Consider the following 13,573-nt stretch of genomic DNA (forward strand, 5'->3'; position numbering starts at 1 on the left):
ATTCTTCCTGTCGAACTTCGTTGCGGCAACGAGCAATTGGGGCCACCGACCGTTATCTGGTGATGCGCCGCCTATATCCCTGCCCCATGTCCTCCACCGCAACGCATTGATCAGCCTTGCATGGCAAGGACCAGCGGCAACACCCCCTGCGCACCGGCTCGCCGGAGCATGCGTGCGGCCACCGCCAGCGTCCAGCCTGTCTCGGTCGAGTCGTCCACGAGCAGGACGGGTCCGTGCGCCTGGGAAAGAGCCGCTGCCAGGGCGGGCGGCACGGTCAGCGCCCCGTCCAGCGCCTTCAACCGCTGGGCACTGTTGCTCCTGGAGGCCTGCGCCGCCTCGGCCCCGGCGGCGTACTCGATGGAACCCAGCAGGGGCATACGTCCGATCTCGGCGATCCGCTCGCCCAGCGACTGGATCAGGCGTGGCCGGCTGTGCGAGGCCATGGTGACGACGCCGACCGGGCGCGGCTGTGCGTCGGCGCTGCCCGAGGCCCAGCCGCCGGGGCCCTTCGCCCAGTCGGTCAGCACGCCGACCACCGCCTGTGCGACATCGTCCGGAACGGGCCCGTCGGGCACCTGCGGCGCGAGCATCGGCCGCAGCCGGTTGCCCCAGCCGATGTCCGAGAGCCGCCCCAACGCTCGTCCGGAGGCGGCCTGTTCACCGGCCGGGATGCGCCCCTTCAGATCGACGCCGACCGCGGGCAGACCCGTCGGCCACATCTTCCGGGGCTCGACCTCGACACCCGCGCGGTTGAGCTCGCCACGCGCGGAGTCCAGCGCGGACGGAGACACGGAATCGGCGAACCGCGGCTCCGCGCACCTGTCGCAGCGGCCGCAGGGAGCCGCCCCCTCGTCGTCCAGCTGCCGCCGCAGGAACTCCATCCGGCAGCCGGTCGTCGTCACGTAGTCACGCATCGCCTGCTGCTCGGCCGCACGCTGCTTGGCGACCCACGCATAGCGCTCGGTGTCGTACGTCCACGGGTTGCCCGTGGAGATCCAGCCGCCCTTGACGCGATGCACTGCGCCGTCCACGTCCAGGACCTTGAGCATCGTCTCGAGCCGGGACCGGCGCAGCTCCACCAGCGGTTCGAGCGCGGGCAGCGAGAGTGGCCGGCCCGCCTGGGCGAGGGCGTCCAGGGTGCGCCGGACCTGCTCCTCCGGAGGGAAGGCGATCGAGGCGAAGTACTGCCAGATCGCCTGGTCCTCCTTGCCGGGCAGGAGCAGCACCTCGGCGTGCTCCACGCCGCGGCCCGCGCGCCCGACCTGCTGGTAGTAGGCGATGGGAGACGACGGCGACCCCAGGTGCACCACAAACCCGAGGTCGGGCTTGTCGAAGCCCATGCCCAGCGCGGACGTGGCGACCAAGGCCTTGACGCGGTTGGCGAGGAGATCCTCCTCGGCCTGCTGGCGCTCCGCGTTCTCCGTCTTTCCGGTGTACGACGTCACGGTGTGCCCGCACTGCCGCAGGAACGCGGTGACCTCCTCGGCCGCGGCCACCGTGAGCGTGTAGATGATTCCGGAGCCCGGCAGGTCGCCGATGTGCTCGGCGAGCCAGGCCATCCGGTGGGCGGCGTCCGGCAGCTGCAGCACACCGAGGCTCAGGCTCTCCCGGTCCAGCGGGCCGCGCAGGACGAGCGCGTCCGTGCTGCCGCCGGTGCCCAGCTGCTCGGCCACGTCGGCCGTCACACGCGCGTTGGCCGTCGCGGTGGTGGCGAGGACCGGAACGCCCGGCGGAAGATCGGCGAGCATCGTGCGCAGTCGGCGGTAGTCCGGCCGGAAGTCGTGGCCCCAGTCGGAGATGCAGTGCGCCTCGTCGACCACGAGAAGGCCGGTCGCCGCGGCGAGTTTGGGCAGCACCTGGTCACGGAAGTCGGGATTGTTGAGCCGCTCCGGGCTCACCAGGAGCACGTCGACCTTGCCCGCGGCCACCTCGTCCTGGATCGTGTCCCATTCCTCCGTGTTGGACGAGTTGATGGTCCGCGCGTGGATGCCGGCCCGCGCGGCCGCCTCGACCTGGTTGCGCATGAGGGCCAGGAGAGGGGAGACGATGACCGTGGGGCCCGCACCCCGCTCCCGCAGCAGCGCGGTCGCGACGAAGTACACCGCGGACTTGCCCCAGCCGGTGCGCTGCACCACCAGAGCTCTGCGCTTGTCGGCGACGAGTGCCTCGATGGCGCGCCACTGGTCCGCGCGCAGCCGGGCTTCGTCCGCCGGAGCACCGACGAGGCGGGCGAGGACGGTATCGGCCGCAGTGCGCAGTTCTTCGTTGCTCATGGCCCCATGCAACCCGATGGGTCGGACATCACGCGAATGGGTCCGTCAGGCTGTGGACAACTTTGACGTGATCATGCTCGTGGTTATCCACAGGGCAAAGCGGAATTCCAAGATCCGCGAGATGGTCACGGCATGACGAATCACAGCGAAGCGGCCGGGACCTCCGGCAACGGTGACATTGGCGGGCACGACGGACGTGGAGGGTATGGCGGGGGCGGAGACGCGGGTGGCGGACATGGCGAAGTCCGCGGCGGGCATGGCGCAGCCCATGACGGTGAAAGCGCTGCCCGCTTGACGCACGGCGCGTCCGGTACCTCGGGTGCCTCGGGTGCCGAGCACCAGGTCACACTCCGCACTCCGGCCGAACTGGCCGACGCCCTGCCGTACTTGCTCGGGTACAGGCCCGAGGACAGCATCGTGCTCGTCGCACTGCACGACAGGGACGGGCGCGGCAGGTTCGGCGGACGAGCCCGCCTCGGCATCCCGGGCCACGCGGACGACTGGCCGTCCGTCGCCGAACAGCTGACGCACGGGCTCGTGAAGGGCAGCGAACGCAGAGGTGCGTTTCCCGAAAGCATGGTCGCCTTCCTCTGCCAAGAACCCAAGGACGGAGAATCGGGCCGGGATGTCATGGAACGCCTTCGCCCGCTCGCGCAGTTGCTGCGCACGGCATGCGGCGTCCTCGATGTCCCCGTGGTCGAAGCCCTCTGCATCTCGGACGGCCGCTTCTGGTCGTACTGCTGCCCCAGTGAGCACTGCTGCCCGCTCGACGGCACGCCCATGGGACTGCCCGGCACATCCGTGCTGGCGGCCGCCGCGACCTACGCCGGCCTTCAGGTACGGGGCACTCTGCGGGAGCTGAGGGCGAGGCTCGCTCCGTGGGAGACCGCTGCGGCGCTGGAGCAGGAGTCGGCACTCGACGCGGTGAGCATGGCGCTGATCCCTCGGATCCTGGACGACGAGAGCCGGGCAGGTGTGGCGGATCAGACCTTGGAGCTGACTCATCGGGTCATGCGCCGGTTCGCCGAAGCCGGGACCTCTTCCGGCACACTTCCGGCGGATCTTCAGGACGACGAACTGCTGGCCCACGACGAGGCGGCCACCCTGATTCTCGGCCTCCAGGACCGCACGACGCGGGACCGGGCGGCGGAGTGGATGGAGGGCGACGAAGCCGGTCCCGCCCTCCGCCTCTGGCGGGCTCTGGCCCGGCGTTGCGTCGGCTCGTACGGCGAGCACGCCGCGGCGCCGCTGACACTGGCGGGCTGGGTCGCCTGGTCTGTCGGCGACGAACTGGAGGCCCGGGAAGCCCTGGCCATGGCGCTCGGAGCGGATCCCGGGTACCTCTTCGCACGCCTGCTGCACCAGGCGTGCAACGAAGGACTGGACCCGGAATCGATTCGCCGCTGCCTCCGCAGGGAGCGTACGGACCGCGCCGACGTGGAGGCGTCCGCCTCCTCGGCGTCACCGGTCGCCGCCGAAGCGGCCGGGCATGCCTCGGCGCAGTCGACACGGGTGGCTTCCCGCCGACGGCGCAAGCCGCGGTCCGCGGGGAGCGGGAGCGGCCGTCCTGGCTCCCGGTCTTCCGAGACCGGGGGTACGCGCCGCCCGCGGGCAGCCGACGACGCCTCACCCGCGGCGGAAGGACCCGGCCGGGCCGGTGACGGCGCAGGCAGTGCTTCTCGCGTCCGCCGAAGCCCGGGCCGGCAGGGGACGAAGAAGGGCGACACATGAGGGCGGGGGAGAGAGGGCGAGTGAGGTGGGCCGCCGGGTGGCCGGGGCCGGCTTGGCGGCTTTGGGAGATGTCTCGGGTGTGGGCTGGACTCGGGCCGGTGTTGCTCGGAGCGTGCGCCCGGGTGCTGGCCGCTGCTGCTCCGGGGTGGGGTTGGACTCTCCTGGTGACTCCGGACCTGGTTCCGGTGCCCGAGGATGCGCGAGGTTCGCAGGGCGCTTCGGGCCGAGACCGGCCTGTGCCGACAACTGCGGCACTACGGTCACTCCCGGCAGGCTTTCCAGGCCTGAACCGTCCACCGGCGGTCATTGACCTGGATCTGCGTCACACTCCGGTCGGCCAGGCTCAGGGCCTCGGCCGAACTGCCCCGGGCGAGAGATCCAGGCATCTTCCACACGTTCACCTCGCCCAAGAGAGCCGACCCCACCGCGCCCGCAAGCCCCGGGCTCGCCGCCAATCGGTCGGCTTCCCTGAAACCGGGCGTGACCCGGGACGGGCCCGCTCCGTTCACCTGAGTGGCGCAGCCCGCGGCCGGGCCGTGGCGCCGCGTCGCCCCTCCGGAGCCCTCCACACGCTGCCGAGCGCACACTCAGTGCACGGAGCACAGAAGAAGCCGCCCCATGCCCCTGCCCACCCCGTCCTCCGCCCCGAACGACGACCGCCCTCCGCTCCGCAGGCCCGCACAGCGATCCATCGGTCCGGGCGGCCTCACTGCCCCGCAGCCACCGCTTCCCGTACCGCGCCGGACCGTGGACCTGCCACCCGCGCACACCGTGCTGATCTGTGTCGCCCTGCCGGGGCTCGCGATCTCCACGGAGCAGGGCCAGCTGACCGGTCAGGGACTGGAGGGTTTCTACCGTGCGGGCCGACGCATGCTCTCCCGGTGCCGACTGCGGGTGGCGGGTCGGGAGCCGCTCGCGGTCCAGGCCCGGATGGTCGCGGCGGACCAGGCGCGTTTCGTGTCGACCTTGAGCCTGTCCGCGGAAGGTGGCCCGGACCCGGATGTTCTCGTGGAACGGACGCGGTACGCGGACGGCACGGAGCGGATCACCCTGCGCAGCGCGGCCCACCGCCATCTGCGCCTGCCCGTCGAGGTGGCGCTCGGCACGGATCTTGCCGAACTGGGCGCCGTCGCCGCAGGACGAGCCGGTCCCGAACTGCCCGCCAGCGTCCACGACTCCGGCATGCGGTGGTCCTGTGCCACCGGGCACTCCGTCGTGACCGCCGACCCGCCGCCCGCGGACGCGCTGGCCTCCGCCGGGCTGCTCCGCTGGGAGATCGAACTGCCACCCGGTGGCACCCGAAGCGTGGAACTGAGGGTGCGGCCGGCCGGGGCCGGGCCCATCCGGGCAGCAGCGCGCGGCGCCACGAGCCCGCTCGCCCCGGCGCGGGCGGCGGGCGACGACCCAAGGGTCCAGGGCCTTCTGCACACGAGCATCGAGGACCTCCAGTCGCTGCTGCTTCGTGACCCCGCACAGCCGTCCGACACACATCTGGCGGCCGGCGCACCGTGGCGCTGCGGCATGGCTCCGGCCGAGGCGCTCGCGGCGGCGCGGATGACGCTGCCGCTGGGGACCAGGCTCGCCGCTGGCACTCTGCGCACCCTCGCTCGTACTCAACTCCCGGGCGAGGGACCGCGGTCCGGCCTTATTCCCGGGCCGAGACGGCACGTCGGTACGCATCTGCCACCGGGCTGCACGGGTGTGGAGGCGACCCTGCTGTTCCCGGCGCTCCTCGCGGAAGCCGTCCGCTGGGGGCTTCCTGACCAGGAGGCCGAGGACCTGCTGCCCGCCGCCGAGCGCTGTCTGCGGTGGCTGCGGACCTCCGTCGGCGACGGCACGTATCTGGCCGACCTCCACCCCGGTGGACCCGCACGCGGTGAGACCCAGGCACACGCTCACCGGGCGGCGCTGCTGGGCGCCGACCTTCTCGACGCGTACGGGAGAGCCGGCGGTGGCGGGCTGCGGCAGTGGGCGCGGGAGATGAGAGCCGCGTTCCGGGAGGACTTCTGGATCGAGGACAGGGGAGGAGGCAGACCGGCCGCGGCCCGTCTCTCGGACGGGCGGCTCCTGCCCCACCTCGGCGCGGGCAGCGTCCACCTCCTCGACACCGGACTGCTCGGCGCGGGCGCACCGGCCCCGGGACTGCTCGACAAGGTGCAGACGGAACAGCTCGCACGGCTGCTCGGCGGGCCCGCCATGGACTCGGGCTGGGGGCTGCGCAGCCTTGGTGTGAAGGAGGCGGCGTACAACCCGTTCGGGCATCGAGGCGGGGCCGTCCGGGTTCACGAGACAGCTGTCGCCGTCGCGGGTCTCGCCGCCGCGGGTTACGAAAAGGAGGCGAGCTCACTGCTGCGGGGCGTGCTGTCAGCCGCCGAGACCTTCGGTTACCGGCTGCCCGAGATGTACGCGGGAGAGCAGCGTGTGGAGGGCGGCGCCCCGGTGCCGCATCCGGCGGCCTGCCGACCGTCGGCCACGTCCGCGGCCGCCGGGGTCCTCCTGCTCACCACCCTCGCCGGAATCCGTCCCGACGCCCCGGCCGGGACGGTGACGCTGCGCCCGGTCCGCGGGGCGCCCCTGGGCGAGATCGGTCTGACCGGTCTGCGCGTCGCGGGCGCCCCCTTCTCCGTACGTGTCAGCAGGCTCGGCCTCGCCATGGTCGAGGAGGCGGCCGACGGGCTCCAGCTGGGAGCGTGAGCTGGTGGAACCCGACAGGGCAGGGACCGGCGGCGGTCTGTGACGTCTGTTCCGGAGCGCAGGGGATCAGCCACCGAAGCGACCGACGAAGGGAGTGTTTATCGTCAGGCAGACGACTATGATCGCGGCATGCCCTACGACCCGTCAGCCTTCCCACCGTTCGCCGTCACCGTTGACCTGGTCGTGCTGACCGTGCGTCGCCACGCCCTGTGCGCGCTGGCGGTACGGAGGGGCGAGCCGCCGTTCCAGGGGCGGTGGGCGCTGCCCGGCGGCTTCGTACGGCCCGACGAGGACCTGTCGCAGGCCGCGGCGCGGGAACTGGCAGAGGAGACCGGGCTGTGCGCCCACGACCCGGCAGCCCCCGCGCAGGCCAACGGCGCGCACCTGGAGCAACTCGCGACCTACGGTGATCCCAAACGCGACCCGCGGATGAGGGTCGTCAGCGTCGCCCATCTCGCGCTCGCTCCGGATCTGCCCGCGCCCAGGGCGGGCGGCGACGCGAACAGCGCACGCTGGGCTCCGGTCGAGGAACTGCTCCAGCGGGCGGGCTACGGCCGGGACGGCGAACAGGCCGCGCCGCTCGCCTTCGATCACGCGCAGATCCTGGCGGACGGTGTGGAGCGTGCCCGATCCAAGATCGAGTACTCGTCGTTGGCCACCGCCTTCTGCCCGACCGAGTTCACGGTCGGTGAGCTTCGCCGGGTGTACGAGGCGGTGTGGGGAGTGGCGCTCGATCCCCGCAACTTCCATCGGAAGGTGACCGGCACACCCGGCTTCCTGGTCCCCACCGGCGGTACGACCACCCGGCAGGGAGGCCGTCCCGCCCAGCTCTTTCGCGCGGGCGGCGCCACGCTGCTCAACCCGCCGATGCTCCGGCCCGAGGTCTGAGGCCGGCCCGAGGCCTGAGGTTCGACGACGTCGCGAGGTCCGCAGCCGGACAAGTGGCCCGACTCGTACGGGCAGGCTCCGGAGCGCGCTCAAGGTGCCCGGAAAACCGTACATATCGCGCTATCTTGCTTCGAGTGATCCAGGCCATCGGACTGACCAGCAACGCCCGCAAGGAGCTTCCGCCCGCCGTCGACGACGTTTCCTTCGAGGCGCCCGCGGGCCGCGTCACGGCGCTCCTCGGAGCCCCGGGTGCGGGCAAGACGACGGCGATCAGACTCATGCTCGAACTCCAAAAGGGCCGCGGAATCACCTACTTCAGAGGTCGCCCGCTGCACCGCATCGCCCATCCGTCACGCGAGGTGGGTGTTCTCCTCGGCGAGGTCCCCGGGCATCCGGCACGCACGGTCCGCGGCCAGCTCCGCATGGTGTGCGCCGCAGCGGGTGTGCCCGTCAGGCGGGCCGACGAAGTGCTCGAAGTCGTGGGCCTCGTCAGTCTGCGCGGCGAACGCCTGGGCACGCTCTCGCGAGGCATGGATCGCCGTCTAGGACTTGCCTGCGCACTGCTGGCCGACCCGCACACCCTCGTGCTCGACGATCCCTCGGACGGTCTCTCCATCCGTGAAAGCCGCTGGCTGCACGGGATTCTGCGAGCCCATGCGGCCGAGGGCGGCACCGTGCTGGTCAGCACGGGCGACCCCAAGGAAGCCGCACGGATCGCTGACCGGGTCGTCACGATGGAGGAGGGCAGGCTCGTCGCCGACCAGGAGGTCGCGGACTTCGCGCGCACGCGCCTTCGGCCGCGCGTCGCCGTCCGCAGCCCGTATGCCGCCCGTCTCGGCGCCCTGCTCGCCAAGGAAGCCCGCACCGCGCGGCGCTCGGTGGAAGTGGTACGCGAGGACGGCAACCGTCTCTCCGTGTACGGCAGTACCTGCGCCGACATCGGCGAAACCGCATACCGCCACGGCATCCTCGTCCACCAACTCGCGGACGAGGTCGGCGACATGGGGCCCACGGCCGCGCGGCACCCTGTGGGTGACCCCCGCGGGGGTGAGTCGCCCCTGAGATCGGCCGCGGCGGAGGACACGGACGCGCTGTCGCCGCTCCCGCCCCCCATTTCCGTCCGTCCAGGACCCAGCCCCTTGCGCCCCCTGCGCTATGAGCTGCGCCGCGCGGCGGGAGTCGGCACCGGCTACCTGACCGCGGTCGCCGTACTGGTCGCCTCCGCCCTGATCTCCGTACTCCTGGCCAGGGCGGGACACACGCCACAGCCTCGCCTGCTGGCCGCGTGGCCGCAGGACTTTCCCCTGCCGCCCGCGGCACTCGGCGCGGGGCTGCTCGGTGCCATCGCGTTCGGTGACGAGTTCCGCCACCCCGCCCTGGCCGCGGACCGCGGCACCGTGCCCCGTCGGCTGGGACTGCTCGCCGCCAAACTCCTCATCGCCGCCGCGACCGCGCTGACGCTGGCTTTCCTCACGGTGGCCGTGGACGCCGAACTGCTCTACATCGTCTACGGACGGGAGCTCGCCGGAGTTCCCGCGGACTGGCTTTCGCTGAGCGCGAGTTGGCTCGGCCTCGTGGTGGGCTGCGCCTGGGCGGGCGTCCTGGCGGCGGGCATCTTCCGGTCGACGACCGCCGGACTCGCGGCGGTTCTCGCGGTGCCGATCCTGGTCGTGCCGCTCGTGCAGAAGGTCTTGGAGGGGCCGTCCGTACGGACCGCTGTCGGGTTCTCGACCCGGCTGCGCGAGCTCGTGCTGCTGCAGTGGCCGTTCGGGGGTGAGCGCTATGTGGCCGCCGCTGTGCGGACGATCGCTCAACCGGTCGGCAGCGCGCTGATGTTGTCGCTCGTCGCCCTGCTCTGCGCATATCTGCTCACGACCCTGCGTAGCAGGGTCCGATGACGACCGTCCGTGCACATACGTTCGTGCCGTGCGCGCAACTCCGCGTAGAACGCCCATTTCTTTCCGATAAGGCGTCAATTGCGACGGGGTGAGCGATCACCCTTTCGTGTGCTTTTCACCAAAGACCTCAAGGGAGTTGGAGACGGCGCCGACAAAGGTTCCGTGACTACCCTTGCGCACACCATGATGACCGCCGCCCGTTCCGCAGACTCCGGCCTCGCCGGCCCGGGCGAACTCGACCGCTACCCCTATGCGGAGGCCCTCGGCGCAGACCGCGTCAGCACCTCCGTCTGGGATGCCACGGACCCGGAGCTGGGCCGCGTGGGCCGGCGCTCCGCCGGCAGTCGCGGCCGTGGCCTGCATGGCCAACTGGTCCAGCAGCTGGGTCAGATGATCGTCTCCGGCGACCTGGGTGCGGACCGCCCGCTCGTGCCCGAGGAGATCGGCCAGCGATTCGAGGTCTCCCGCACCGTCGTCCGAGAGTCGCTCCGCGTCCTCGAGGCGAAGGGCCTGGTCAGCGCCCGCCCCAATGTCGGCACGCGGGTACGTCCCGTCAGCGACTGGAACCTTCTTGACCCGGACATCATCGAGTGGCGAGCCTTCGGACCGCAGCGCGACGACCAGCGTCGCGAGCTGAGCGAGCTGCGCTGGACGATCGAGCCGCTGGCCGCCCGCCTGGCCGCCGGACACGGACGCGAGGAGGTGCAGCAGCGGCTCGTCGACATGGTCGAGATCATGGGTCACTCCATGAGGCAGGGTGACGCGCTCACCTTCTCGCGTGCCGACGCCGAGTTCCATTCGCTGCTCATCCAGGTCGCCGGCAACCGCATGCTGGAGCACCTCTCCGGGATCGTGTCGGCCGCGCTCCAGGTCTCCGGCGGCCCGATCGCCGGCTGCGACCGGCCGAACGAGGCTTCGCTCGGGCACCATGCCCGGATCGTCGACGCCCTCGGTGCGGGCGACGCGTCGGGCGCCGAGGCGGCCATGCGTCAACTGCTTGCCGTCCATCCCGAGGTGGAGCGCGTGGTGCCCGCGCCGCGCGAGCACTGACCGCGTACCGAGGGCGGCGCGGACGGGGGCACATGCCCCGAGGGGCATTGCTTGGCCGGCAAACCATGAGCCGCCGGGCCTGCCGGACTCCGGAAGGATCCGGTGGGCCCGGCGCTGCAATGAGGTGCCGGGCCCGCCGAATGACCGTGTCTGAGCATGTCTGGCAGATTTTGGGTACTTACGGGGTGTGACTCGGGCCACGCAGATTGGGCGTAACGCTCTTCGGAACAGCGCGATGACCTAAGAGGTGACAGCCGAGTAGGGAATACGGACGCCGTTCAAGGCGCTGTGACTCTTCCCGGCTCCCGCCCGCGCCGTCGGCCCATCCCCAAGTCGGCGGTCGTCGGCTCCTGTCCGTAGTGGACGGGGCCGGAAGCCGTTTTCCAACGTTCCGAGAGGTTGTTCGTGTCGGCCAGCACATCCCGTACGCTCCCGCCGGAGATCGCCGAGTCCGTCTCTGTCATGGCGCTCATTGAGCGGGGAAAGGCTGAGGGGCAGATCGCCGGCGATGACGTGCGTCGGGCCTTCGAAGCTGACCAGATTCCGGCCACTCAGTGGAAGAACGTACTGCGCAGCCTCAACCAGATCCTCGAGGAAGAGGGTGTGACGCTGATGGTCAGTGCCGCGGAGCCCAAGCGCACCCGCAAGAGCGTCGCAGCGAAGAGTCCGGTCAAGCGCACCGCCACCAAGACCGTCGCGGCGAAGACGGCGACGGCCAAGAAGGCCACCGCCACCGCCGCCCCGGCGATGCCTGCCGCCGACGCTCCCGCCGAGGACGCGTCCGCCGAGAAGGCCGCCGCCAAGAAGACGACCGCCAAGAAGGCCGTCGCGAAGAAGACCGTCGCCAAGAAGGCGACCGCCAAGAAGGCCGGCTCCAAGAAGGACGATGCCGAGGCTGTCGACGACGAGGCGACCGAGGAGACTCCGGGTACCGCAAAGACCGGCGACGAGCCCGCCGAGGACGGCGCCCAGGGCTTCGTCCTGTCCGACGAGGACGAGGACGACGCGCCCGCGCAGCAGGTCGCGGCGGCCGGTGCCACCGCCGACCCCGTCAAGGACTACCTCAAGCAGATCGGCAAGGTCCCGCTGCTCAACGCCGAGCAGGAGGTCGAGCTCGCCAAGCGCATCGAGGCCGGTCTGTTCGCCGAGGACAAGCTGGCCAACGCCGACAAGCTCGCCCCGAAGCTCAAGCGCGAGCTGGAGATCATCGCCGAGGACGGCCGCCGCGCCAAGAACCACCTCCTGGAGGCCAACCTCCGCCTGGTGGTCTCCCTGGCCAAGCGCTACACCGGCCGCGGCATGCTCTTCCTGGACCTGATCCAGGAGGGCAACCTCGGTCTGATCCGCGCGGTCGAGAAGTTCGACTACACCAAGGGCTACAAGTTCTCCACGTACGCCACCTGGTGGATTCGGCAGGCGATCACCCGCGCGATGGCCGACCAGGCCCGCACCATCCGTATCCCGGTGCATATGGTCGAGGTCATCAACAAGCTCGCGCGCGTCCAGCGCCAGATGCTTCAGGACCTGGGCCGTGAGCCCACCCCGGAGGAGCTGGCCAAGGAACTCGACATGACCCCGGAGAAGGTCATCGAGGTCCAGAAGTACGGCCGTGAGCCGATCTCCCTCCACACCCCCCTGGGTGAGGACGGCGACAGCGAGTTCGGTGACCTCATCGAGGACTCCGAGGCCGTGGTTCCGGCGGACGCGGTCAGCTTCACGCTCCTCCAGGAGCAGCTGCACTCCGTCCTGGACACCCTGTCCGAGCGCGAGGCGGGCGTCGTCTCGATGCGCTTCGGTCTCACCGACGGTCAGCCGAAGACCCTCGACGAGATCGGCAAGGTGTACGGCGTGACGCGCGAGCGCATTCGCCAGATCGAGTCCAAGACGATGTCGAAGCTGCGTCACCCGTCGCGCTCGCAGGTCCTGCGCGACTACCTCGACTAGGTCTCGACCGTACGTCACGAAGGGCCCGGTTTCCCGTCCAGGGAGCCGGGCCCTCGGTCTGTGCGGAGTGCGTACCACCGTGTGCTGGATCACTCTGGGTGTCTCATGACGACCCCAGAGTGAGGAGCTCGTATGCGTCGTCCCTTCACCCGAGCGCTGGCCCTTGCGGCCGCGGCGGCCGTGATACCGCTGGCGTCACCTGCCCCTGTGGCCGCCGACAGCATCGTCATCGGCGGCTATCCCGTCGAGATCTCCGAAAGCCCCTGGACGGTGGCCCTGTCCAGCCGTGACCGGTTCGGGGGTACGCGTGCCGGGCAGTTCTGCGGGGGCGTGGTGATCGGCCGCTCGACGGTGCTGACCGCCGCCCACTGCCTGAGTGAGGGGGTGCTGGGCGCGCCCCCGCGGCAGGTTCGCGATCTGAAGGTCATCGCGGGACGCGGCAACCTGCTGTCGGGCGAGGGCAGGGAGATCGCGGTACGCGACACCTGGATCAACCCGCGGTACGACGGCTACACGAACGCCGGTGACTTCGCCGTACTCACCCTCACCGAACCGCTGGCCGCGAGCTCCGTGATCCGCATGGCGGGACCAGGGGACGCCGCGTACACGCCAGGGACCGGAGCTGTGGTCTACGGCTGGGGAGACGTGACCGGGGGCGGCGACTACGCGCGCGATCTACGGGCCGCGCGGGTGCGGGTGCTCGCCGACGCGGTCTGTGAGGAGGCGTATCCGGGCAGTGCGGACGGAACCTATCTCGCTGGTTCCATGCTCTGCGCCGGGGAGGAGGCCGGTGGTCGGGATGCCTGTCAGGGGGACAGTGGCGGACCCCTGGTCGCTCAGGGGCGGCTGATCGGCCTTGTGTCGTGGGGGAGCGGCTGTGGGCGGGCCGGCAGCCCCGGGGTCTACGCGAGGGTCTCAGAGGTCGTCAGAACGCTGGGAGCGGGCCACTGAGGGCCGTCTGAAGGTGGATCTGAGAACGAGGACGGGCGGCCGCTCCTGGAATCCAGGAGCAACTCGACCCCATGAAGTCGGAGTTGCTAGTAATCGCAGATCAGCATTGCTGCGGTGAATACGTTCCCGGGCCTTGTACACACC

General features: G+C 71.0%; 8 protein-coding genes. 7 read left to right on the forward strand and 1 reads right to left on the reverse strand.

Annotated elements, in window-relative coordinates; genetic code table 11:
- Positions 1-110: 110 nt before the first annotated feature.
- On the reverse strand, positions 111-2,273 hold the full coding sequence (locus AB0I18_RS32135) for a RecQ family ATP-dependent DNA helicase (RefSeq protein WP_363109143.1): 2,163 nt from the start codon (positions 2,271-2,273) through the stop codon (positions 111-113).
- A gap of 132 nt (positions 2,274-2,405) precedes the next feature.
- On the opposite strand from AB0I18_RS32135, the gene AB0I18_RS32140 reads away from it, so the two are divergent.
- The 7 genes from AB0I18_RS32140 (at position 2,406) to AB0I18_RS32170 (ending at position 13,429) form a co-directional block, all read left to right on the forward strand.
- On the forward strand, positions 2,406-4,004 hold the full coding sequence (locus AB0I18_RS32140; protein WP_363109144.1) for a DUF4192 domain-containing protein: 1,599 nt from the start codon (positions 2,406-2,408) through the stop codon (positions 4,002-4,004).
- A gap of 618 nt (positions 4,005-4,622) precedes the next feature.
- Positions 4,623-6,698 carry a glycogen debranching N-terminal domain-containing protein gene (locus AB0I18_RS32145; protein ID WP_363109145.1) on the forward strand — a complete coding sequence of 692 codons (2,076 nt, stop codon included), beginning with the start codon at positions 4,623-4,625 and terminating at the stop codon, positions 6,696-6,698.
- A 129-nt stretch (positions 6,699-6,827) separates the two neighbouring features.
- Positions 6,828-7,586 (forward strand): NUDIX hydrolase, encoded by a 759-nt coding sequence (locus AB0I18_RS32150; protein ID WP_363109146.1) that lies wholly within the window; start codon positions 6,828-6,830, stop codon positions 7,584-7,586.
- 134 nt (positions 7,587-7,720) lie between these two features.
- Positions 7,721-9,484 carry an ABC transporter ATP-binding protein gene (locus AB0I18_RS32155; RefSeq protein ID WP_363109147.1) on the forward strand — a complete coding sequence of 588 codons (1,764 nt, stop codon included), beginning with the start codon at positions 7,721-7,723 and terminating at the stop codon, positions 9,482-9,484.
- A 162-nt stretch (positions 9,485-9,646) separates the two neighbouring features.
- A complete protein-coding gene (locus AB0I18_RS32160) occupies positions 9,647-10,534 on the forward strand; it encodes a FadR/GntR family transcriptional regulator (protein WP_363109148.1) in 888 nt (295 codons plus the stop codon).
- Positions 10,535-10,939: 405 nt separating this feature from the next.
- Positions 10,940-12,478, forward strand: a complete 1,539-nt coding sequence (locus AB0I18_RS32165; RefSeq protein WP_363109149.1) for an RNA polymerase sigma factor — start codon at positions 10,940-10,942, stop codon at positions 12,476-12,478.
- Positions 12,479-12,610: 132 nt separating this feature from the next.
- Positions 12,611-13,429, forward strand: a complete 819-nt coding sequence (locus AB0I18_RS32170; protein ID WP_363109150.1) for a serine protease — start codon at positions 12,611-12,613, stop codon at positions 13,427-13,429.
- Positions 13,430-13,573 lie beyond the last annotated feature (144 nt).

The sequence above is a fragment of the Streptomyces sp. NPDC050704 genome (genome assembly GCF_040654355.1).
Lineage (GTDB): Bacteria > Actinomycetota > Actinomycetes > Streptomycetales > Streptomycetaceae > Streptomyces.

Bases quoted from the DNA above. Each gene is read 5' to 3' on its own strand.
- AB0I18_RS32135 (WP_363109143.1), bottom strand. From the start codon at position 2,273: ATGAGCAACGAAGAACTGCGCACTGCGGCCGATACCGTCCTCGCCCGC.
- AB0I18_RS32140 (WP_363109144.1), top strand. From the start codon at position 2,406: ATGACGAATCACAGCGAAGCGGCCGGGACCTCCGGCAACGGTGACATT.
- AB0I18_RS32145 (WP_363109145.1), top strand. From the start codon at position 4,623: ATGCCCCTGCCCACCCCGTCCTCCGCCCCGAACGACGACCGCCCTCCG.
- AB0I18_RS32150 (WP_363109146.1), top strand. From the start codon at position 6,828: ATGCCCTACGACCCGTCAGCCTTCCCACCGTTCGCCGTCACCGTTGAC.
- AB0I18_RS32170 (WP_363109150.1), top strand. From the start codon at position 12,611: ATGCGTCGTCCCTTCACCCGAGCGCTGGCCCTTGCGGCCGCGGCGGCC.